General features: G+C 59.0%; 22 protein-coding genes. 15 read left to right on the top strand and 7 right to left on the bottom strand.

Translation table 11 applies throughout. From position 1 onward, the window contains the following. Positions 1 to 17 precede the first annotated feature (17 nt). The 14 genes from trbJ (at position 18) to BLP23_RS27385 (ending at position 12815) form a co-directional block, all read left to right on the top strand. Positions 18 to 767 carry a P-type conjugative transfer protein TrbJ gene (gene trbJ, locus BLP23_RS27460; protein WP_407691810.1) on the top strand — a complete coding sequence of 250 codons (750 nt, stop codon included), beginning with the start codon at positions 18 to 20 and terminating at the stop codon, positions 765 to 767. Beyond that, positions 764 to 997, top strand: a complete 234-nt coding sequence (gene trbK, locus BLP23_RS27455) for an entry exclusion protein TrbK (protein WP_092587898.1) — start codon at positions 764 to 766, stop codon at positions 995 to 997. Before trbJ ends, trbK begins: the two co-directional genes overlap by 4 nt. Next, the gene (gene trbL / locus BLP23_RS27450; protein ID WP_092587897.1) at positions 991 to 2181 is read left to right on the top strand and encodes a P-type conjugative transfer protein TrbL; all 1191 of its coding nucleotides are present in this window, start codon (positions 991 to 993) and stop codon (positions 2179 to 2181) included. The genes trbK and trbL overlap by 7 nt, the downstream gene beginning before the upstream one ends. A gap of 15 nt (positions 2182 to 2196) precedes the next feature. Next, the gene (locus BLP23_RS27445; RefSeq protein ID WP_080831085.1) at positions 2197 to 2859 is read left to right on the top strand and encodes a conjugal transfer protein TrbF; all 663 of its coding nucleotides are present in this window, start codon (positions 2197 to 2199) and stop codon (positions 2857 to 2859) included. A 50-nt stretch (positions 2860 to 2909) separates the two neighbouring features. After that, positions 2910 to 3728: a P-type conjugative transfer protein TrbG gene (gene trbG / locus BLP23_RS27440; protein WP_407691812.1), complete on the top strand. Its 819-nt coding sequence runs from the start codon at positions 2910 to 2912 to the stop codon at positions 3726 to 3728. Beyond that, positions 3728 to 4204 (top strand): conjugal transfer protein TrbH, encoded by a 477-nt coding sequence (gene trbH / locus BLP23_RS27435; RefSeq protein WP_092587896.1) that lies wholly within the window; start codon positions 3728 to 3730, stop codon positions 4202 to 4204. Before trbG ends, trbH begins: the two co-directional genes overlap by 1 nt. Before the next feature lie 11 nt (positions 4205 to 4215). Beyond that, a complete protein-coding gene (gene trbI, locus BLP23_RS27430; protein ID WP_092587895.1) occupies positions 4216 to 5529 on the top strand; it encodes an IncP-type conjugal transfer protein TrbI in 1314 nt (437 codons plus the stop codon). 1016 nt (positions 5530 to 6545) lie between these two features. Beyond that, positions 6546 to 7742 (top strand): LLM class flavin-dependent oxidoreductase, encoded by a 1197-nt coding sequence (locus BLP23_RS27420; RefSeq protein WP_092587893.1) that lies wholly within the window; start codon positions 6546 to 6548, stop codon positions 7740 to 7742. Positions 7743 to 7776: 34 nt separating this feature from the next. After that, positions 7777 to 8295, top strand: a complete 519-nt coding sequence (locus tag BLP23_RS27415) for a cupin domain-containing protein (protein ID WP_092587892.1) — start codon at positions 7777 to 7779, stop codon at positions 8293 to 8295. A 2-nt stretch (positions 8296 to 8297) separates the two neighbouring features. After that, on the top strand, positions 8298 to 9248 hold the full coding sequence (locus BLP23_RS27410; protein ID WP_092587891.1) for an isocitrate lyase/PEP mutase family protein: 951 nt from the start codon (positions 8298 to 8300) through the stop codon (positions 9246 to 9248). A 240-nt stretch (positions 9249 to 9488) separates the two neighbouring features. Further along, a complete protein-coding gene (locus BLP23_RS27400; RefSeq protein ID WP_092587889.1) occupies positions 9489 to 10013 on the top strand; it encodes a flavin reductase family protein in 525 nt (174 codons plus the stop codon). Between the two features lie 157 nt (positions 10014 to 10170). Beyond that, entirely contained in the window at positions 10171 to 11208 is a 1038-nt protein-coding gene (locus BLP23_RS27395) for an AraC family transcriptional regulator (RefSeq protein WP_167363997.1), read from the top strand. Between the two features lie 54 nt (positions 11209 to 11262). Beyond that, positions 11263 to 11658 carry a nuclear transport factor 2 family protein gene (locus tag BLP23_RS27390; RefSeq protein ID WP_092587887.1) on the top strand — a complete coding sequence of 132 codons (396 nt, stop codon included), beginning with the start codon at positions 11263 to 11265 and terminating at the stop codon, positions 11656 to 11658. Between the two features lie 395 nt (positions 11659 to 12053). After that, entirely contained in the window at positions 12054 to 12815 is a 762-nt protein-coding gene (locus BLP23_RS27385) for an SDR family NAD(P)-dependent oxidoreductase (RefSeq protein ID WP_092587886.1), read from the top strand. A gap of 440 nt (positions 12816 to 13255) precedes the next feature. On the opposite strand, the gene BLP23_RS27380 is transcribed toward BLP23_RS27385, so the two are convergent. The 7 genes from BLP23_RS27380 to BLP23_RS27350 form a co-directional block, all read right to left on the bottom strand. Continuing rightward, on the bottom strand, positions 13256 to 14041 hold the full coding sequence (locus BLP23_RS27380; protein WP_092587885.1) for an NADPH-dependent F420 reductase: 786 nt from the start codon (positions 14039 to 14041) through the stop codon (positions 13256 to 13258). A gap of 388 nt (positions 14042 to 14429) precedes the next feature. Next, positions 14430 to 14531, bottom strand: a complete 102-nt coding sequence (locus BLP23_RS34760; protein ID WP_233426836.1) for a tannase/feruloyl esterase family alpha/beta hydrolase — start codon at positions 14529 to 14531, stop codon at positions 14430 to 14432. Next, positions 14528 to 14710, bottom strand: a complete 183-nt coding sequence (locus tag BLP23_RS33375) for a hypothetical protein (RefSeq protein WP_167363996.1) — start codon at positions 14708 to 14710, stop codon at positions 14528 to 14530. The genes BLP23_RS34760 and BLP23_RS33375 overlap by 4 nt, the downstream gene beginning before the upstream one ends. Continuing rightward, positions 14652 to 15245: a hypothetical protein gene (locus BLP23_RS33885; RefSeq protein ID WP_092587883.1), complete on the bottom strand. Its 594-nt coding sequence runs from the start codon at positions 15243 to 15245 to the stop codon at positions 14652 to 14654. The genes BLP23_RS33375 and BLP23_RS33885 overlap by 59 nt, the downstream gene beginning before the upstream one ends. A 100-nt stretch (positions 15246 to 15345) precedes the next feature. Further along, positions 15346 to 16095, bottom strand: a complete 750-nt coding sequence (locus BLP23_RS27360; RefSeq protein ID WP_092587882.1) for an SDR family NAD(P)-dependent oxidoreductase — start codon at positions 16093 to 16095, stop codon at positions 15346 to 15348. Between the two features lie 278 nt (positions 16096 to 16373). After that, complete coding sequence (locus BLP23_RS27355; protein WP_267890109.1) at positions 16374 to 17255, bottom strand: NADPH-dependent F420 reductase; 882 nt, start codon at positions 17253 to 17255, stop codon at positions 16374 to 16376. Next, entirely contained in the window at positions 17161 to 18483 is a 1323-nt protein-coding gene (locus BLP23_RS27350; protein ID WP_092587881.1) for an NtaA/DmoA family FMN-dependent monooxygenase, read from the bottom strand. Before BLP23_RS27350 ends, BLP23_RS27355 begins: the two co-directional genes overlap by 95 nt. A gap of 123 nt (positions 18484 to 18606) precedes the next feature. On the opposite strand from BLP23_RS27350, the gene BLP23_RS27345 reads away from it, so the two are divergent. Beyond that, on the top strand, positions 18607 to 19185 hold the full coding sequence (locus tag BLP23_RS27345) for a TetR/AcrR family transcriptional regulator (RefSeq protein WP_092587880.1): 579 nt from the start codon (positions 18607 to 18609) through the stop codon (positions 19183 to 19185). The last annotated feature ends 342 nt before the right edge of the window (positions 19186 to 19527 follow it).

Here is a 19527-nt window from a genome sequence, read left to right as displayed (position 1 = left end):
TGCTTTGTGCGGCCCTCATGCTCTCGTCTGCTCTCCCGGTTCCTGCACAGGCTGGTGGCGTAACCGGACAGGCGACAGAATGGACACAGCTTGCCAACAATACGGAACTGATCAGCCTGGTCGGCAAATCGGCCGAGCAGGTGAACAACCAGATCACCCAGATCTCGCAGCTGGCCGAGCAGATCCAGAACCAGCTCAACATCTACAAGAACATGCTGCAGAACACGGCGCAGCTTCCGAACCATGTCTGGGGCCAGGTCGAAAACGACCTGAAAAACCTCCAGACCATCGTCAACCAGGGCCAGGGCGTAGCCTTCTCCATGGGCAATGTCGATGATGTGCTCAAGCAACGCTTCCAGAGTTTCGCCGACATGAAGAGCAACCTTCCTGACGGTGCGAGCTTCTCCACGACCTACCAGAGCTGGTCCGACACCAATCGCGACACGATCGCCGGCACGCTGAAGGCTGCCAATTTGACGGCCGAGCAATTCTCCAGCGAGGAAAGCACGATGTCGCAGCTCAGGTCGATGTCGGAATCGGTCGACGGCCAGATGAAGGCATTGCAGGTCGGGCATGAGATCGCCGCGCAGCAGGTCGCGCAGATGCAGAAGCTGCGCGGTCTGGTCTCACAGCAGATGACCATGATGGGCACCTGGTATCAGTCCGAGCAAGCGCAAAAGGATCTGGCACAGACGCGGCGTGAACAGTTCTTCAGCGGAACCGAGCGTGACATACGTGGCGGCCAGACGATGGAGCCCCGCTGGTGAGCCCGCGTCAGGTCATCATTGTCGCCCTCGTCGGGATCGGTTCCGCGGCCGGCGCGAGCGTCATCACCTGGCTCGTTGTCCAGCCGCAGGCAGCGCCCGTCTCAGCTTCCGGCACGGCCACAAGGAATTCTTACTCCGATGAAGAACAGCGCCGACATCGCGAGGAGTTCTTTAGCGGGAATCCCGACCGCGGCATCCGCGGCGGTCAGGAGATGAAGCCCCGATGGTAGCCGCTCTTTCTTCCCGCACGCCCGAGCGGTTGTTCATCGCGATCGCAGTCGTTCTGCTGGCGACGACGCCCGCGCTGGCGCAACAAGGACAAGTCCTCACCACACTGGAAAACTCCGTCGTCACGGCTGCAAAGGGTTGGGAGACGACGGTGATGAATGCGGCACGGTCACTGTTTTGGATCTTTGCCGGCATCGAGGTCGGCATTGCTGCGGTCTGGCTGGCAATCAACGCCGCCTCGCTCGACAGCTGGTTTGCCGAACTCGTCAAACGCATCATGTTCATCGGCCTGTTCGCCTTCATCCTCGACAGGGGGCCGGAGTTCGCCAAGGCGGTGGTCGACAGTCTTTACCAGATCGGCGCCGGTGGTGGCTCTGCATCTCCCGCCAACATCTTCGATGCCGGTATTCGTGTCGCGACCAAGATGTCGGAACAGGCGAAGTTCGGGCTCTTCGAGGACAACTCGCTGGCGATCGCTGCCGTCTTCGCCATGGTCGTGGTCGTCGTGTCGTTTTCGCTGGTCGCGGCGATCTTCGTCGCCGTCATGGTCGAGATGTATGTCGGCCTGCTCGCTGGCATGATCATGCTCGGACTTGGCGGCTCCTCCTATACCAAGGATTTCGCGATCAAGTACCTGGTCTATGCCTTCTCCGTCGGCATGAAGCTGATGGCATTGGTCATGATCGCCAAGATCGGCTCGGACATCCTTCTCGGTCTGGCGGAGGCGCCAACCGCGACCTCTGAACAGTTCATAACGACGCTCGCGATTGCCGGCATCTCCGTCGTCGTCTTCGTCATCGCGATGTATGTGCCGCCCATTTTGCAAGGCGTGGTTCAGGGAGCGTCGGTCGGCGGCGGCATGGAAGCGATCCGCCATGGCGGACAGGCCGCGTCCTTTGCGGCGGGCGCGGGCTTTCTGGCAACAGCTGCGGCGAGCAGGGGATTTCAGGCGGCGACGACGGCAAGGGTAGGGGGAGCATCCCTCGGCAGTGCGGCGCTGCGCGGCATGCAGGCCGGGATTGGCGGAGCGGCTGGCGCGGTCGGCTCGGCAGCGAAAGAAAAGGCCATCGGGTCGCCCGGCGCCTATGCCGGATCGATGCTCGGCCTTGCCAACGCCAAACTCGACCAACCGACCGGCCGGCCCGGCACACCGCCTCCACCACCGCCGATCAACGACAGCAAGTGACGGGACCGTGACAGAATGGCCGGACAGAATGTTCCAGATAATCCGTATATCGCGGCACGCAACGAGTGGAACGAGCGTTATGGCTCGTATGTCAAAGCGGCAGCCGCCTGGCGAGTCGTCGGCATTGCCGGAATGACCATGGCGGTGATTGGCTTTGGCTACGCGCTCTACCAAAGCACGCAGGTGAAGCTGATCCCCTATATCGTCGAAGTCGACAAACTCGGCACATCAGTCAATGCCGGCTTCCCGCAGCAGATCGAGTATGCCGATCCACGCGTGGTGCGCGCGACACTCGGCAGCTTCGTGTCGAACTTCCGGTCCGTCACGCCGGACGCGGTCGTACAGAAGCAATATATCGATAGGACCTACGGGCTGCTGCGCACCTCCGATCCCGCCACGGAAAAGGTCAATGCCTGGTTCCGTTCGAATTCGCCCTTCGAGAAGGCAAAGACCGCGACGGTGGCGATCGAGGTCAACAATATCGTCGCTCTGTCGAACCAGAGCTACCAGATTGACTGGACCGAGTTCGAGCGGGATCGCCGCGGCAAGGAGACCGCCACGCGCCGCTTCCGTGGGATCGCCACCGTGACACTGACGCCGCCCCAGGACGAGGGCGTCATCCGTCTTAACCCTATCGGTCTCTATCTCCGCGACTTCGATTGGACAGCTCAGCTTTGAAAGACATGGCCCCGAACATGAACAGATCAAACGAACCCTCGCGGGTCACGGTGAGCGCCGGCATAATTGCTATCGCTGTTGCTGTCTCTTCCACCTTCCCGTCTCATTCTTTCGCCGCTGATGGTGTCACCGCTAATGAGGCGAAAGGCATGGGGATTTCGACACAATGGCGTGGAAGCCGTGGTCTCGTGACGAAAGGGGCGGACGGCAAAGTGATCTTCCTTTATGGCGAGGTGCAGCCATCCGTCGTCTGCTCGCCTCTGCAGGTCTGCGACATCGAGCTACAGGGCGGCGAGGTGGTTCGCGATGTGCTGGTTGGCGACACGGTACGCTGGAAGGTGGAGCCGGCTACCTCGGGTGCCGCCGGTGGGCAGGCGATCCATCTGATCGTCAAGCCGTCGGAGCCGGGTCTCATCACATCCATGGTCGTGACGACGTCTCGGCGGACCTATCATATCCAGCTCAAGTCTCATCCAATCCAGTATATGGCGCGTGTCGGCTTTGAATATCCAGAGGACGTCTCGGCAAAGCTTGCAGACGTCAACGCGCGGCTGGAAGCCAGCACCATTCCAGGCGCCGGCGTTCCGGCGGAGCAATTGAGCTTTGCCTATTCCGTCTCCGGCAGTGCCGGTTGGCGGCCGACGCGGGTCTACTCGGATGGGCAGAAGACCTACATCCAGTTCCCGCGGTCGATTTCCGGTCAGGATGCGCCGGTTCTCTTCGTCGTTTCCGGCGGTCAGAACCGCATCGTCAACTATCGCATGAAGAGCAACATGATGGTGGTCGACTACAATATCGCTCGTGCTGTCCTCGTCTCAGGCGTCGGCTGGAAACAGCAGAAGGTAACAATCAGCAGGGGAGGGCGGTGATGCTAGGCCTCCTTCGCCATACCCGTGATCGTTTCGGCCCAATCCGGTTCCTCGCCACAACCGTTGCCCTCGCCATCCTCCTTTCCGGATGCCAGTCGACCGACACCGACGGTCTCTCCACCAGCGCGGCGCCGCCGGAGGTTTCCGGACCGGCGGCCGGTGCGATCGCTGGCGACATGGTCAGCCGTCTCGCCGAGCAGATCGGACAGGGGAAGGCTACCGTTGCGCTCAAACAGGATGGTTCTCCCTTCGGCCAGGCACTTGAAGCAGCGCTGAAGGGATGGGGTTATGCCGTTGTCACCGACCAAAAGACAGATAGCGGCGGCGTCGTTCCGCTCGCCTATGTCATCGTGCCCTATGATGGTCAGGTGCTCGCACGGCTCTCGACGAGCAGAGTCGAACTCGGCCGAGCCTACATAGTGACGACATCGGGTGCGACACCGGCAAGCGCCCTGTCCCTCATGCGGCGCGGGTGAGGGAGGATATCATGATGCAGTCTCTCAAGCTCGGTGGCGCCGCGAATGGTCAGGCTACATCGGGTATCAAGCGGGTGAACCGCGTGCCGGTCATCCTTGTGATCGTGCTGTTGGTCGCCTTTCTCGGCATCATCTTCTTTGGGCTCGCCTCACGCGGGCTCTACTTCGGCAACGATAGCGGCCCGGATATGAGCTCAGGCAATCCGGCCTCGACCTATGCCGACCAGATCAAGCGCGGCGCCACCGACGGCATCATCGGGGAGCCACAGCAACAGGAAACGTTTCAGCCGACGCCCGTCGAGACGAAACAGGCCGAGGAGAAAGCGGCAAATCCCTTTACGCAGCAGCCGGAACAGAGACAGGAGCAACGGCGCGGGCAGGAACTGGAACCGGAGGAAGTGTGGCGGGCCCGTCTCGCTCGTGAGCAACAAGAACAGGTCCTTCGCGAGCAGCAGCGTCAGCGGATGGCCCGGATGCAGGCGCGGGACTCCGCCTACGATGCGCCTCTTGCCATCGATCGCGGCAAGCTGGAAGCCCGGGCACGGGCAGACGACACCGCCGCGATCAGGACTGCGACGACGACGGCCTCAGCGAATGGAAATCCGTCCGATCTCTATGCCGCGGCTCTACGAGCCGGCCTAAGCGGCCAGAATGTCGATCCGAACGGACAGAGTTCCAAGGAGGACTTCTTCAATGCCGACCTCAAGGATCTCGGATATCTGCCGAACCGCATCGTGCCGCAGCAGTCGGCGTTCGAGTTGAAGCGCGGGTCGGTCATTCCGGCGACATTGATCACTGGCATCAACTCAGACCTGCCCGGGCGTATCACCGCTCAGGTCAGCCAGAATGTCTATGACAGCGCGACCGGGCATCGGCTGCTGATCCCGCAGGGCACGAAACTGTTCGGTCGCTATGACAGCAAAGTCTCATTCGGGCAGAGCCGGGTGCTCGTCGTCTGGTCCGACATCATCTTTCCGAACGGATCGACGCTGCAGATCGGCGGGATGGCCGGCACGGATGCGGAAGGCTATGGCGGCTTCAATGACAAGGTGAACAACCACTATTTCAAAACATTCGGCTCAGCGGTCATGATTGCCCTGATCGGAACGGGCATCGATATGGCCGTGCCGCAGAGCTCCACGCTCGCGACACAGGATACGGCATCCGATGCGGCAAGGCGCAATTTCGCCGAAACTTTTGGGCGAGTGGCCGACCGGACAATCCAGCGGAACATGGACGTGCAGCCAACGTTGCAGATCCGGCCTGGCTACAAATTCAATGTTCTCGTCGATCAGGACATCGTATTTCCAGGCCAATACCGTTAAAAGCGCGATATGCGGCCGCAGGTGAACGTGAGGCAATGGCAATTGCCGAGCACTTAGAACCGGAGGTGGAGCTTCCGAAAAATTACGGATGGCCAAAATGTAATCGGGGAATACAGGCATACCGGACTGACGCTCAGGCAACACCCGGTGAGCGTTGCTGTCGGCCGAAGCGCTAAGTGAGAAAGAATGGTCGCTCCAACTCGGTGTCAGTCGCACGCCCTGCGCGGCTTTGATCCGGCTTGCGGACGAAGGACTGATCGAGTTCTGCCACAGCGGGGAAGCCAGGTTGCGTCGATCCGGATGAAGGATGTCGAAGAGGTGCCGTCGATCCGCAGATCACTCGAAGTGACTGTTCTCAGCCGGATGGCGGGTTGCTGCTTCCCTGCACCACTGTCAGAGCTTCATCGTAACCTAGTGCGACAGAGCCGTGCAGTGTCGCTTCAAGACCCTGACTCGTTTCGGGATCTTTACGGGGCGTTCCACAGAGGCTTTTGCGAAGAGGCGGGCCTCTCCAAAGGCTGGCGGGTCATCGAGCCCGTCAACTCCGGATGAATCGCGTCTGTAATCGACGGCCTTGCCGATCCCGGTCATTTGAATACGCTTTTGGCGAAGCATAACCGATTTATGCGGGCCGTCGAGCGCTTCTGCCGGCGTCGACGCGGTCAGATCGAGGGCAGACTGTCGGATCCGCAAACAGTCCTCCGTATTCGCCAAGCTCTTGGTGCGGTCGTTTGGTTAGCTGCGGAGGATGTTGAATTGACGCCGATGGCTCACATTGGCGTAACTTTCAGCTCACCTGGCGCGCATTCCTATAACGGTGTGATGCCGATCTCCCTATCATGAGCATGGAGGACAGGGTGACTGAATGGGTCATCTGAAGCGAGCAGCAGGCAGAACGTTCGGCAGTCAGTAGTAGGAGATGTTCGCGCTGGTGGCCGATAAATCGTGCCTGCTTTTGCGACCATTCGAGTGCACCTGGGCCGAAATAGCTTGCAACATACAGGGAGGATTTTGAGATGACGCTTACTGAAATGGCGACAAACGTAGTATCTCGTGACTTCGTCGCAGATCATACGATCGACCGTGACCAGCGACCCATGCTTGGCGGCCCGAACAAGTTCAAAGTCGCGATCTTCGGGGCGAATGTGACGACTGGCCAGGGAGGGTTGAACCTCGCCGAGAATACGATCCGGCTCGGAAATTGGGGCGAAGTCCACGGTCTTGCGCAGAAGGCTGACCGTTACGGCGTCGACGGCTTCATACCCATTGCCCGTTGGCAGGGCCTCTCGGGACCCGATCGCCCATGGGGTCGGCAATTCGAGACCTTCACCTGGGCTGCAGGGCTGGCAGCGGCTACACAGAACATTCAGATCTTCGCCACCTGCCTCATTCCCTTCATCCACCCGATCGTGGCAGCGAAGATGGTGGCAACCGTTGATCACATCAGCGGCGGCCGCATTGGCCTGAACGCCACCGCCGGCTACTTCAAGCCGGAGTATGCCATGTTCGGCATCCCGGTTCCCGAGCACGACATCCGCTACGAGCTCGCCGACGAATGGATGTCGATCGTCGAGCGCCTGTGGTCAGACGACGAGGTCGAGTTCAACTTCGACGGGGACTTCTTCCACCTCGAGGGGGCACAGTCATGGCCGAAGCCTGTTCAGAGGCCCGGGCCGATGGTGATGAGCGCGGGCTCTAGTCCCGCCGGCCAGCAGTTTGCGATCAAGCACGCCAACATTCTGTTCGCGGCGATTAGCAGCGTCGACCGCAGCTTCCAGGTAACCCCGAAACTGCGGGAGAACGCGAACGCTGCGGGCCGCGAGGATCTCGGCCTGTGGGCCGGCGTGCACATCATCTGCAAGGACACCGAGAAGGAAGCTCGCGACTACCTCAATTACGTCGAGGAGAAAGGGGACTACGAAAGCGCCCTCAAGTACAAGCACATTATTCAGAACGGTGACTCCCGTGGATTCAACTGGGACCACTATAAGACGTCGGAGGACCCGACGAAGGACGAGACGATCAAGACATTCTTTCGGGCTGGTCTTGTTCCGCTCGTGGGCACGCCCGAGATGATCGTCGACGGACTCCAGAAGCTGTACGACTCGGGCATCACGGGCATCTGCACCGGTCTTGTCGATTACGACGAGGGCCTCGACCGGATGAACGAGCAGATCTTCCCGCTGATGCGCGGCGCGGGCCTGCGCGTCTGACGAGCCCCACGATTCGCGAAGAAATGAATGACAGATGACATTCCCTGACCCCAAGCAGTTCCGCCTCATCGTCGCGGGACCCACCGAGTCTGGCGAGGCGGACTTCCTCGATGTCGGCCCCGCCGCCGAATTTGACTTCCCCCGCGTGTCCGCCGGCGCGTTCTACTGGGCCGTCGAGGGCGGCCACAGTAAGGTGAACGTTGGCGCCCCGCCTCGCCGCGTCGCATTGGCCGGACCGAATGGATCCACGTTTGGCGTGAGCAGCTTCCCTGCACATTCCTGCGGGGCGGTGAGTGCCGACGCCCTCGGGGACAGCATGACCGTCACCGACGACGGAGGCGATGCTGGAATGCATGCGAGCGACACGATCGATTACGAGGTCGTGATCTCGGGCAAGGTCGACCTCGTGCTCCCTGGGGGCAAAAAGCGCACGATCGGGCCGGGCGACCTACTTGTCGTGGCGGGCGTTCCCCACGCCTGGAAGAATCCCTACGACGAGGACTGCGTGTATATCGTCGTGACGGTCGGGTTCAATTCGAAAGAGGAGCTGTAGTCATGGCCGTGACCTCACCGGGCAAGGCGCTGCGCGCAATCTTTGACAGCCCCGAGACAGCGCTGATGCCGTTTGGTGCATTGCCGCTCCACGCGCAGATGGCACAGCATGCCGGTTTCGACGCGTTCCAGCTCTCCGGTGGCATGTCCGCGTGGTGGCTGGGTGTCTCCGACACGGGATGGCTCACGATGACCGAGGTCGTCGAACATGCCAAGCGCACTGCGCGCGCCGTCGACATTCCCATTTACTGCGATGCCGACACGGGTTTTGGTGCGCCGATCAACGTGCAGCGGACGGTCTCCGAATTTATAGACGCTGGCGTCGGCGGCATCCACATAGAAGACCAGCGCGAACCGAAGAAGTCCGGCGGCGTCGCCGGTATCGAACTGGTGTCCGATGCAGAGGCGATCGGAAGACTCAATGCCGCCGTGGATGCGCGAGACAAACTCGACAAGGATTTTGTCATCGTTGCCCGTACCGATGGATATGGCGCGGCCGGTGGTGGGCTCGACGAGGCGATTCGCCGCGCTCAGCTTTACAAAGCTGAGACCGGCGCTGACATTATTTTCTACGAGGGCTTCCACACGTGGGAGCAGGCCGAGATCGCGCTGAAGGAGACACCCGGGCCCGCTTACGCCATTGGGGTCCCGTTGATCGGGCATAAGACCGTCGCCGAGATGACGGCGATTGGCCAGGCCATCATGCCGGTTGCCTTCGCACTCCCCGGCGTTAACGAGGTATGGCGCCTGCTCATGCGGGTGAGGGAGGCAGGCGAGGCCGCACCGATCGCCGAGTACATCGATCGCATGAATGCGGATCCCGACGCCATCGGATGGGGCGCCAAGTTTGCCCGCCCCTCGACCGACGACGTCCGCGAGACCGAGGAAAAATACCTCCCTCGGAGTGGCCAGCGCGACTACGACAACAACGCGCATGTCGGGGAGCACTACTAATGGAGGCATGCTGTCGCAAGGAACGGCGAGCCTCGTGGCAGGCTTGGGGTCCGGCATCATCTCGCCGGTCCGCGCAGTCATCGCAGATGGCTCCGTGAATGCTGGGGGACGTGTCAGGACAAGTGAACCGTTCCAAGTACAGACGGCTCATCTCGCGCCCCAATTCGAAACTGCGATTCTCAAGAATCGCCGGCTTAGTGAGATGAGAACCAAACGGTTCGTTCTAAAGGAGAGGAGTTCATGACTATGATCAAGGTTAGCAAGTTCGACGGGGATCCAGGAGTTGTGCGAGACGCTTTCGCCCAGTTCCCCTCAGGAGTGGCCGTGCTCGCAACCCACATCCGGGGAGAGAAGCACGCGCTCGTAGCCTCCTCGTTCATGGTGGGCGTATCACTCGCTCCGTGCCTCGTCGCGGTCGCGGTCCAAAAGACATCGACGACCTGGGAACTGATCAAAGACGCGGGCGCGTTTGGTGTGTCCATCTTCGGCAAGGGCCAAGGTGACTTGACGAGAAAGCTGGCGAGCAAGGATCGCGCTGCTCGGTTCGACAAAGTCGCGATTGAAGTCGGCGATTCCGGCGCAATTTTCATCGAGGACGCCGCAATGTGGCTCCAGTGTTCGACCCACGTTGTCTCGGAGGCTGGGGACCACTGGTTGATCATGCTTGAAGTGAAAAAGCTCGGCGTCGGCAAAAACGAGGCGCTTGTGTGGCACGGCAGAAAATTCCGTGAACTCGCCGAGTTACCGTCGGTCGTTGGCGCCTGAGCACAGAGTTATTTCTAACAAACCGCAAGAGGAGCGACGGCTCGGCCAGTGCAATGAAAATGAGTGAAGCTGCATTCTGGACCACCGCTTCCCGGCGCCAGCTGTGTTCTTACACTAGGCGGAGCGATCTCGCACCGCGATGGCAAGAGGTGCTGCGATGAAATGGAGTTCTTATCAAAACCTACGGGTGCCGAACTTCAGCGTGCATGCGCTGTGCGCAGTACTCGCCGAGGCTGACCTTGATTGGTGTGCGGCTCTCGCAAACGCCGACATTGACCCTGATGCCGTGGACCGCCAAAGGGGAACGATTCCCGCACAGAAGGAGCTGGCGTTTCAGCTGGAGTTCGTGGCTCTCACGCAAAATCGCATCGATTTGTGGCTACGAGCCGCCCGGGCCTACACAACCAGTACGTCGGGGGCGAGAGGGATGGCACTGGCGACGGCACCGACAGTCGCAGCGTGGGCCAAAGCAGCCAGCGCGACGGACTACAGTCCGGGAATGCTCGAGATTTCACCTCTCCAGAGCCCGAATGGAACTGTAATAGGGATTCAATTCAGCTACCCTGATCTACCCGAAGAGCTTATTCCCTTCAGCGTCTACCGCGACCTCTGCGCCACCACGCGGTCTCTATCGTGGCTGTATGACGCCCCTTTTCCCTTCACTTGTGTGGAAATCCCCATCCTCGAACTCGCCCCAGAGGCGGCATCATTTGTGACCAGCCCCATCGAATGCGGCTCGGAAGCGTTACGCTTTTGGTGGGATCCTGCAGTATCGACACGTGAGTTCCCCTATGGAAACGCATTCCAGCACGCTGCATGGGTTCAAGCCGACACGCAAATCCTCGACACATTTAGAGCAACCGGGGATTGGCCTGACACGGTAACAAAAGCTGTCAAGGCCGCGCCTGAACTGAACCGCATGCTAGCGAATGCGGCCACAGCATTGCGCGTCTCCCCACGAACGTTGCAACGAAAGCTTGAGCTCGTTGGTCGTGACTTCGCCGAGGTGCGGGACGAGGCTTTGAAGGACGTCGCGTCGGACCTGCTTTCGAACTCCGATCACCCCGTGTCGCACATTTCATGCGTGCTCGGCTATGCGGATCCTGCAAGCTTCACGATCGCCTTCAAACGCTGGACGGGCACATCGCCCACGGCGTTTAGGGCAGCTTCTCGCTACCGGGCGCGTGCTAGCTAACGACTGCCTCAGATCCTGTCTCCCAGCAAATCAAGCACGATAAAGGAAAGATCTATGACGCAGAAAACGCAGAAGAAGCAGGCAGTCCAAGACTATCTGGACGCGGTCGGCAGAGGCGACGCTGAAACAATGGCGTCCCTCGTGGCGGACGATTTCCTGCACGAGTTCCTCGGCAGCACGGTGTTCGCGGTCGGGAAAAGAACGTTCCCAGAGAACCGGGAGTTGCTCAGGACGTTCAGGGCGTCACTTGTCGCAGACGGCAAATTCACCATTGAAGACATCGCTGAAGAGGAAGATCTCGTCCTGGCTATTTTCACGGGGGAATGCGAATTAGTGAGCGGTAAACGGTATGATGGTATCTACGCAGCGAGTTTCCGTTTCCGCGAAGACAAGATCATTTCGATGCGGGAATTGATGGATACGAAGTTGGCTGACGCCGTTATGGCCTGAGAGACCAGAAAAGCTAACGTGGCGTGTCTGCGCACGATTTGGGTCGCTGCCACTGTTATCGAATACCAAAAACGGTCCCCGTTCATAGCACGGACTAATCTCCCCTACAGCATTGGTTCACCTCGACCAGGAGGATTGCGATGGCGTGTCGCGATCCCTTGCGAGGGTGACTGTCTGTTCGAGCTGATGTTCGGAACAGTCTCCCCAGGTCTCAGCTGACATCAGCAGCCAAAACATGAACGAACATGACGTCAGCATCACTGGTGCAGCTCATAAGGCGGAGCAACGATATGCAAGCCCTTGCATGGGTGTACCGCAATCGGCGGCCAGAGGCACTGCCTAATCCCACAGGACATCAACAGCGGCAAATCCCCGCATAGAAGAGGAAAGTTGAAATGGCACATATTCTAGAGGGACGCTCCATATTGATCACCGGCGGAGCTAGCGGCATCGGTCGCGCTGTCGCGTTACGCAGCGCAGATGCGGGAGCAGCCGTTACGGTCACCGACGTAAACGTCGAGGCAGGCACCGCGGTCATTGAAGAGATTGTCAGCAACGGCGGCCAGGCTCAGTTCATCCGACTCGATGTCACCGATGAAGCGCAGCACCATGCAGCGGTAGCCGCAGCTGTTAAAGCCTTTGGTAAGCTCGATGGGGCCTGCAATGCGGCAGGCAAGCCGTTCCAGGGCCGACGGATGCACGAAATTGACCCTGACTTTTGGGAAAGCGTTTACTCCCTCAACCTTCGTAACGTTTTCTACGCCACGCGTGCGCAAGTGCCGGCGATGTTGGACGCTGGCAAAGGGTCCATCGTCAATGTCGCATCGACAGCGGGTATTGCGGCTTTCGCAAACGGGGCCGACTATTGCTCCGCAAAAGGCGGTGTGGTTTCAGCGACAAGGGCGGCGGCGCTTGACTATGCCAAGCTCGGTATTCGCGTGAACTCCGTCCTACCGGGCGCGACCCGGACACCTATGATGCAAGGACAGATGGATGCATTCGACGGGCTTGAGGACATAATGATGGCGGCCAACCCCATGGGTCGTCTCGCTGAGCCAGATGAAATTGCTTTCGCTGTTCGCTGGCTGCTATCCGACGAGGCGAGCTTCGTGACCGGCACCATGTTGATCGTGGACGGTGGTCTGACCGCAGGGTGATGAGCGAGTGGTCTAAGTAAAGCCACTTTCCAGATCTGATTTGGATCACCGCTCCGGCTTCCTTCGACGGGATTGTCGACTTCAAGCGGGTTCGGGAGGCCGGGCCCGCAAAGACGACGTACAAAGCGAGAAGAGGGCCATGAAGCGTCGTGCGAATAAAGCCAGCAAGCTCTCGAGAGCAAACATCGGGTAATTCTCTCTCAGTTTCCGCGCCGAAACAACTATTCGCCCTATGCATTGCACCTAGGCGACGGGCCGCCGTAAATCTTCACTTCTATTGTTGATGGTTCAAAGCTGGGTGCGTCAATGCCGCGCGCGAACGTGCCCACGACCTCGATTAAATGTATCGCCGAGGCGTTTTGAATGCTTAAGGCTGTGAATGGCGGGCATAGTCCACGTCACATCTCGGCGAATTCGCCATTCACAGCTTCTCATCTTTATTAGATTTCCTGCAGCTCAAGCTTTCGATACATTTCAACAACGTCTTTGCTTGTATACCCGAGTGTGTATTCGCCCTTTCCGAGGGAAGCGAGAAATCCCTCGCCAAAGGACTCAAGACGCTTGAGTGAGAGATCCCGCAGTTTAGGTGATCTACTCTTGACAGCCCTGTCTAGCGCCGCCCTCAATTCTGGTGCCGTCAGTTCGGTACAGTAGGCAGGCGTCCCTGGCTGCTGCCGCCAGGATTCTGCCAAAGGACCAGCGTCAATCCCGTCGAAGCCAAGATCGTCGATCAAGCCAATGACCTTTGTTTTACCAATCGCATCGTCGCCGTAGACTGACATGGCAATGCGGCTGGGCGTGCCCGCCGGCTTTCCCTCATGCGCCTGGGTGTAGGCAAGCTGATTGTTAAACGCCTTGATGACGGGACGCCCGATCTGCTGCTCGACCCATTGACTCTCCACCATGCCTGCCTCGATGGCAGCGATGGTTCTGTCGCGTCCCGGGAAGTAATTCGAGGTATCGACCAAAGTGACGTCGTTGGGCACGGTCTTGAAGAGGCCGCTGGGCAGCGAGGGTATGGCGTGAAGCGGGATCGTCGTGACGATCACCTCGACGTCCTTCACAGCGTCTGCGACTGGCACAGCCTGCGCACCGGTCTCGTGGGCGAGATCGTCGAGCGCTTTGGGATCGAAGTCGTTGGCCACACGAACAGAGTGACCCGCGGCCACCCATTTCCTTGCGAGATTAGCGCCGATCAGACCGGTTCCGATGATGCCGATTTTCATATGATTTTCCTTTGCTTCAAGATCAGTGATACTAAGAGTTACTAGCCACTAAAGGCTGTTTGGATTGGAAGGCAGCAGTCTTGGTTGGGTTACAGGCATTCATAACTACCTGCTTCATTTATACTGCCTCCGACATGGGTGATTTTTGTCGGAAGGGCGCACATCGGCAGGCTCTTGTCGCTGAGCGACTTAAGGACGGTATTTCCGGGCTCAATTCCTTTCTCCACCCAATCACGGGTGTAATCGGCGTTGTGGGCCTTGCGCAGCGGCGGGTTTGCATCGGGATTGGCAGTCCCGTTAGATCGCAAGCCAAAATCGCGACATTGGAGACCAAGTTAAGCTGGTCGGGCGTCAAATGACGGCCGCCTAGATCGCGTTGAATCGCGATCTACGGATAGACGTTGGCAATCAGGAACTTTGACCAACTGATCCCCGGCACAACGGACAAGATGCCGTCGAAATCCTCCGGATACCGTTGCGCCTGCTTCAGTGCCTGACGGCCACCTGTCGAAAGACGTCCCAGTAAGTATATTTCGGTGCGGCGCCATAATATGCCTCGGCAAGCGCCTTCGCCATGGCGACCTGCTGATGGATTGCGCGGGACGCGAAGTCATTCCACAGCGGTTTGTTGATCGTGCCGTCGGGGTTCATCGCAAAGGCGCCGTTCATGAAGCCTCCAGTATGCCCCCGCATCGGTGCTTGCAGTCACCGCGCCTTCCTTGCCGGCTATGAACGGTGCAGAGCTTAAGTCATTGGAGATTGTGTAAGAAGATATTTTCGTCGGGTCTGCTTCCTCGGTGCCTGCCCATCCGGAGCCGCCGACGGCATGGACGCGACCGTTCCAGATACCTTTTGCTGGCAGCCAGACTTCAATGCCGATACCGGCGGAGGTCGACGGAGCCTCCGCAGGAACTGGATTCCTCGGATCTACGAGCAGCTTCACCAGGCAAAGGTCAGCTGTCGCCATCACCGGCGGTGCGGAGGGATCGATTCGGCTTTCCTGCGGCGGTTCCGGAAACGGATCACCTTTCTTGTACGCTTTGACAAGCAGCACCTTGGTTTCGGCATTAGGCTTGAAGTTCGCTACAATGGACCCGTCGCAGCTAAGAGGAGGGGAATTTTCGTCCGCGCCAGCATGCGCAGGCAATTCGGCCGCAACGTTTGCCAGAACTGCAAACGATGTAAGCAACAGGCCTTTTCTCATAATTTCTCTCCCAGTTTGGGTACTTTTATCGTTTGGGCGCAGCGGTCGGTTTGGGAGCATCTCGTCACGCACTGAAATGTACTTGTCATTGAACTGGCATTCAGACGGCCGTCTGACCTCCATCAACGGGAACGACTGCACCGGTCATGTAGGACGATGCATCCGAAGCGAGAAACAGCATGGCCTGTGCTATCTCTTCCGGTTTGCCGACTCGACCCGCTGGGATGAGGCTTACGGTCTTGCTTACTGACTCCGGATCTCTCGCAAGATGCTCCAGATAGATTGGGGTCTCGATCCCACCCGGGCAGATTACATTCGCGCGAACGCCCTTGCTCGCATATTCAGCGGCGATGACACGGGTCGTGGCAATGATTGCCCCCTTTGTCGCAGAATAGACGGCAAGGCCTGGCATTCCAACGAGCGCTGTGGCCGACGAGATGTTGACGATGGCTCCTCCATTCCCCGCGACGAGATGTGGAAGCGCGTACTTGGTGGTGAGGAGCAGGCCGCGGATGTTGACCGCAATTACGCGGTCGAAGTCTTCCTCGTGCGCGTCCTCCAACGATCCTTGTGGACCTGTGATCCCGGCGACGTTGCACAGGATGTCCAGTTGCCCGAACTCCGTGATGGCCATGTCGATCATCGCCTGGACATCGTCACTCTTGCTCACGTCAGCCCGGCAATCCACTGCTCGCTCGCCAAGTTCGGCGGCAAGTTCCGCCTCTTTTCCACTGACATCGGCAAGCACAATTCGGGCGCCCTCTCTGTGGAACAGTCTTGCTGCAGCCGCAGCAATACCGGAGCCGGCGCCTGTGATCAGTGCGACTTTGCCTTCAAGAATGCCGTTCATTTGTCTTTTCCTCTTCTGTCGCGCGTTAGGTTGCCGCAACGTGGCCGCGGCGTCCGTCGTATGTCCCGGGGCAAGTCAAACCGCGTAAAGAAGCCGCGAACGTTGACGATGAAGTCCCGGCCGGCGTTGTGACCGGCCTCGAAGTGTTCGAGGTAAACTTTAGTGGCCGCGTCGCCTCAGCTCCTACGTGGCCGGAGGTACCGATTTACATGTCTGCTACCTTACTCTCGATTTATGATCGGGAGGGCGGAGGCGCTCGCGGCCTCCGGCGCAGGGGATCACTTTGGAGCAGTGACCTCACGATTGCGGGCGACAATTTGCCCGTGACTGAGTGGCGACGTCTCTTCCATAAAGCTCTTGATGAGCGCATCGCGGTTCTTCGGCGCGCTCGCCTTGTCGGCTTTGGACAGCGCGTCTCTGAGTTCGGGCAACGTCAGTTCCGTGCAGTAGGCGGGCGTGCCTGGCTGCTGGCGCCAGGAGTTTGCGAGATCTCCGGCATCCAGCGCATCGAAGCCGGTTTCGTTCACCAGTTTACTTGCAATCGCTTTTCCACGTGCGTCATCGCCCGCGACAGGGATCGCGATGCGGTTGACTGTGCCCTCTTCGGTGCCACCATTGGTAAGCGTTTCAGCGAGAAGCGCGTTGAACGCCTTGATCACCGGCCGACCAAGCTGTTCGCTTGACCAGACGCTTTCCGGCTTGCCCTCATCGATCACCGCAATGTTTCCGTCGCGGAAGGGATAGTAGTTACCGGTGTCGATCACGATGACGTCCGCCGGTACATGTGCAAACAGACCAGCGACATTAGGGATCTGCGCGAACGGGATCGAGAGGATAATTGCCTCAACGTCCTTGACCGCATCCTGAGCGGCGACCGGAATAGTGCCGATCTCCTCAGCTTTTTCGCGGACGTCTTCCGGCCCTTTCGAGCCTGCCAACTTGACCGTATGCCCGGCTACTGCCAGTTTTTTCGCAATCGTAGCGCCGATGTTTCCAGCGCCGATAATGCCAATTTCCATGTCCATATCCTTTCGATTGATGTGTGCCTGTTGATAGTTATTGACGTCACTTCGTAACGCGCCGGTCGATTCCGTATTGTGCGGGAGTGCCAAGATGCTCGCGCAGGGTAACGCCGTCATAGTCTCGATGAAATAACCCACGATCCTGCAGGATCGGCACCACGCCGTCGACGAAGGCGTCTATCCCGTCCTCATAGATGTCCGGGGAAACCCAGAAGCCATCGACGGCCTCTGCTTCGAACCACTCCTGCATGTGGTCAGCGGCCTCTATGGCGGGTCCAACAATGACCGGATGGTAGTCGATAACCCCGTGTGCAAGAGCGTCGCGTATAGTCCAACCTTCGCGTACAACCTTCAGCGCATGCGCCGAGCGTGGATCGCCAGGCGATGGACGCGCCTTGGCCAACTGATCGGGCGATAATGGCTCGTCGAGCCGAGCAGGATTAAGGCGCACGCCGAGCATATGACCGAGATACGCCGCCCGCTGAGGAAAGGTGCGTTCACTCAATGCAATCCGGCGATCGAGACCTTCCCGTCGATCGTAGGCGATCGTCGTCATCAGCCCGGCGAAGAACTTGAGCTCGTCCGGATCCCTCCCCGCGCGTTCGGCCGCCGCACGGAAAGCAGCGCGCTGTGCGTGCGCGTGATCAATCGTGAACGCAGCGCCTATGACGCCGCTGGCGTAACGGCCAGCGAAGTCCATAGCGTTTGGACTGCCGCCGGCGTGGAAAATGACGGGTTGCCCCTGCTCGGAAGGCGGAATGTGCAAGGGTCCGCGCGCGGCGACGAACTCGCCCCCCATGTTGATGGGAACCACCTGTTCGGCATTCGCGAACCGGCCCGTTGCCTTGTCGTGTACCCAGGCATCCTTGCCCCAGCTGCCCCAAAGCGCTTGTACCAGCTGGACAGTCTCATGTGCCCGTCCATAGCGATCCGAGCTGGACGGCAGGCGTCTTCCGTAATTTGCCGCAACATCTTCGCCGCTCGAAGTGACAGCGTTCCAACCTGTCCGCCCGTGACTCATAATATCCAGCGCTTTAAACTGGCGTGCCAGGTTGAACGGTTCGTTGAAAGTCGTTGAGCCGGTGGCGATGAGACCAATCCGGCTGGTTTCGCGCGCTACGGCCGCCAAGGTGAGCATCACATCGAGGTTGAAGTTCGGCGGCTCATTGGCGATATCTGCAACATAGGTAGGGCCGTCCGGAAGGAAAAGGAACTGGAGCTTGCCCCGTTCTGCGGCCTGAGCGTGCCTTACCTTAGCATCGAAACTTGTATAACTCTTGGGATCAACTGAGGATGCGCGCCAGGCGCCGGGGAGGTTGCCGTACCCGTTGCCCAGATGCATCCCAATTATCATCTGTCTCGTCATTCTATCCTCGGTCCCGGCGAGCAACTTGTTAAACAGCTCTGTAAACTTTATATGGAGAGCATCTCCGCTTCCGTTCTCATATACGGAGAGTGTCTCCGATGTTCAAGTGTCAAAAGGTTAGATATGGAAATGTTGCCGAAATCGTTTGCGCCTCGCAGAGACGCCCAACACAACCGGGCTCACATTCTCGACGTGGCAAGGCAGGCGTTTCGTACAAATGGTGTTGACGTGTCGATGGATGCTGTCGCCAAGCTGGCCGGGGTTGGGCCGGGCACGCTCTACCGACATTTCCCGAATAAGGACGCTCTACTCGCCGCGCTTTTGGTCGATCATTATGAAGCATTGGACCGCCGTCGCGCCGAGATCGAAGCACAGGAGTCGGATCCAGCTCGCGTGCTCGAGCGCTGGATTGAAGCTTTGGGAGACTGGATGGTTGCTTATGAGGGCTTGCCCGAGCCGTTAAGGGCAGCTTGCCGTCAAGAGTCTCCCCTAAGCCCTACCTGTAATGCAGTCACCGCCACGACAGAGCGGATACTGAATGCTGCACAGCAAAGCGGGGCCGCAGGACGTAAGGTGACCGGCAGGGATATCTTTTTAGGGGCACTGGCGATCGCCTGGGCAAGCGGAGCCACGCTCGCAGAGGATGATACGCGCGACGCGCTCAGCAAAGTTTTTCGAAACGGCTGGCTAGAGCAAAACTAGCAACTGGTCCTCCTCTCGCCACTGTCCATCAAGGTCTGACTATCTGTCGCTAATCAGAGGAGGGGGTCAGTCAGGTCTCGCCATTCTGAGCTATTTGAACAAGGATCCACGGGATGATTTCTTGAGCCATGACAGATCCCGTCAATCCCAGTACGACGATAGCAAAGGCCAATATTGTCTTGGGCTCGTGATCGACTCCGTTTCGGTTTGCATGAAAGGCGCGGAGTGGTAACCCACCCCTCAGCCCATAGTGTTGCTTCTATTCTGCGGCACCCATGCCGTAGTGGTCGTCTGATACCTCCTCGATACAGATGACACCGCTTCCCTCGAGTGCCTAAGTCT

This window comes from Rhizobium mongolense subsp. loessense, assembly GCF_900099775.1.
Taxonomy (GTDB): Bacteria; Pseudomonadota; Alphaproteobacteria; order Rhizobiales; family Rhizobiaceae; genus Rhizobium; species Rhizobium loessense.
Note: the sequence above shows the minus strand (reverse complement) of the source record. Positions and strands in the feature narration are given on the sequence as shown.

What these genes read in the sequence shown, in the direction of transcription:
- BLP23_RS27415 (WP_092587892.1), top strand. Translation starts at nt 7,777, where the DNA reads ATGACATTCCCTGACCCCAAGCAGTTCCGCCTCATCGTCGCGGGACCC.
- BLP23_RS27420 (WP_092587893.1), top strand. Translation starts at nt 6,546, where the DNA reads ATGACGCTTACTGAAATGGCGACAAACGTAGTATCTCGTGACTTCGTC.
- BLP23_RS27380 (WP_092587885.1), bottom strand. Translation starts at nt 14,041, where the DNA reads ATGAAAATCGGCATCATCGGAACCGGTCTGATCGGCGCTAATCTCGCA.
- BLP23_RS27385 (WP_092587886.1), top strand. Translation starts at nt 12,054, where the DNA reads ATGGCACATATTCTAGAGGGACGCTCCATATTGATCACCGGCGGAGCT.
- trbH (WP_092587896.1), top strand. Translation starts at nt 3,728, where the DNA reads ATGCTAGGCCTCCTTCGCCATACCCGTGATCGTTTCGGCCCAATCCGG.
- BLP23_RS27410 (WP_092587891.1), top strand. Translation starts at nt 8,298, where the DNA reads ATGGCCGTGACCTCACCGGGCAAGGCGCTGCGCGCAATCTTTGACAGC.
- BLP23_RS27345 (WP_092587880.1), top strand. Translation starts at nt 18,607, where the DNA reads ATGGAAATGTTGCCGAAATCGTTTGCGCCTCGCAGAGACGCCCAACAC.
- BLP23_RS33885 (WP_092587883.1), bottom strand. Translation starts at nt 15,245, where the DNA reads ATGAGAAAAGGCCTGTTGCTTACATCGTTTGCAGTTCTGGCAAACGTT.
- BLP23_RS27395 (WP_167363997.1), top strand. Translation starts at nt 10,171, where the DNA reads ATGAAATGGAGTTCTTATCAAAACCTACGGGTGCCGAACTTCAGCGTG.
- BLP23_RS27400 (WP_092587889.1), top strand. Translation starts at nt 9,489, where the DNA reads ATGACTATGATCAAGGTTAGCAAGTTCGACGGGGATCCAGGAGTTGTG.
- BLP23_RS27350 (WP_092587881.1), bottom strand. Translation starts at nt 18,483, where the DNA reads ATGACGAGACAGATGATAATTGGGATGCATCTGGGCAACGGGTACGGC.
- BLP23_RS27390 (WP_092587887.1), top strand. Translation starts at nt 11,263, where the DNA reads ATGACGCAGAAAACGCAGAAGAAGCAGGCAGTCCAAGACTATCTGGAC.
- BLP23_RS27445 (WP_080831085.1), top strand. Translation starts at nt 2,197, where the DNA reads ATGGCCGGACAGAATGTTCCAGATAATCCGTATATCGCGGCACGCAAC.
- trbL (WP_092587897.1), top strand. Translation starts at nt 991, where the DNA reads ATGGTAGCCGCTCTTTCTTCCCGCACGCCCGAGCGGTTGTTCATCGCG.
- trbI (WP_092587895.1), top strand. Translation starts at nt 4,216, where the DNA reads ATGATGCAGTCTCTCAAGCTCGGTGGCGCCGCGAATGGTCAGGCTACA.
- BLP23_RS33375 (WP_167363996.1), bottom strand. Translation starts at nt 14,710, where the DNA reads ATGAACGGCGCCTTTGCGATGAACCCCGACGGCACGATCAACAAACCG.
- trbJ (WP_407691810.1), top strand. Translation starts at nt 18, where the DNA reads ATGCTCTCGTCTGCTCTCCCGGTTCCTGCACAGGCTGGTGGCGTAACC.
- BLP23_RS27360 (WP_092587882.1), bottom strand. Translation starts at nt 16,095, where the DNA reads ATGAACGGCATTCTTGAAGGCAAAGTCGCACTGATCACAGGCGCCGGC.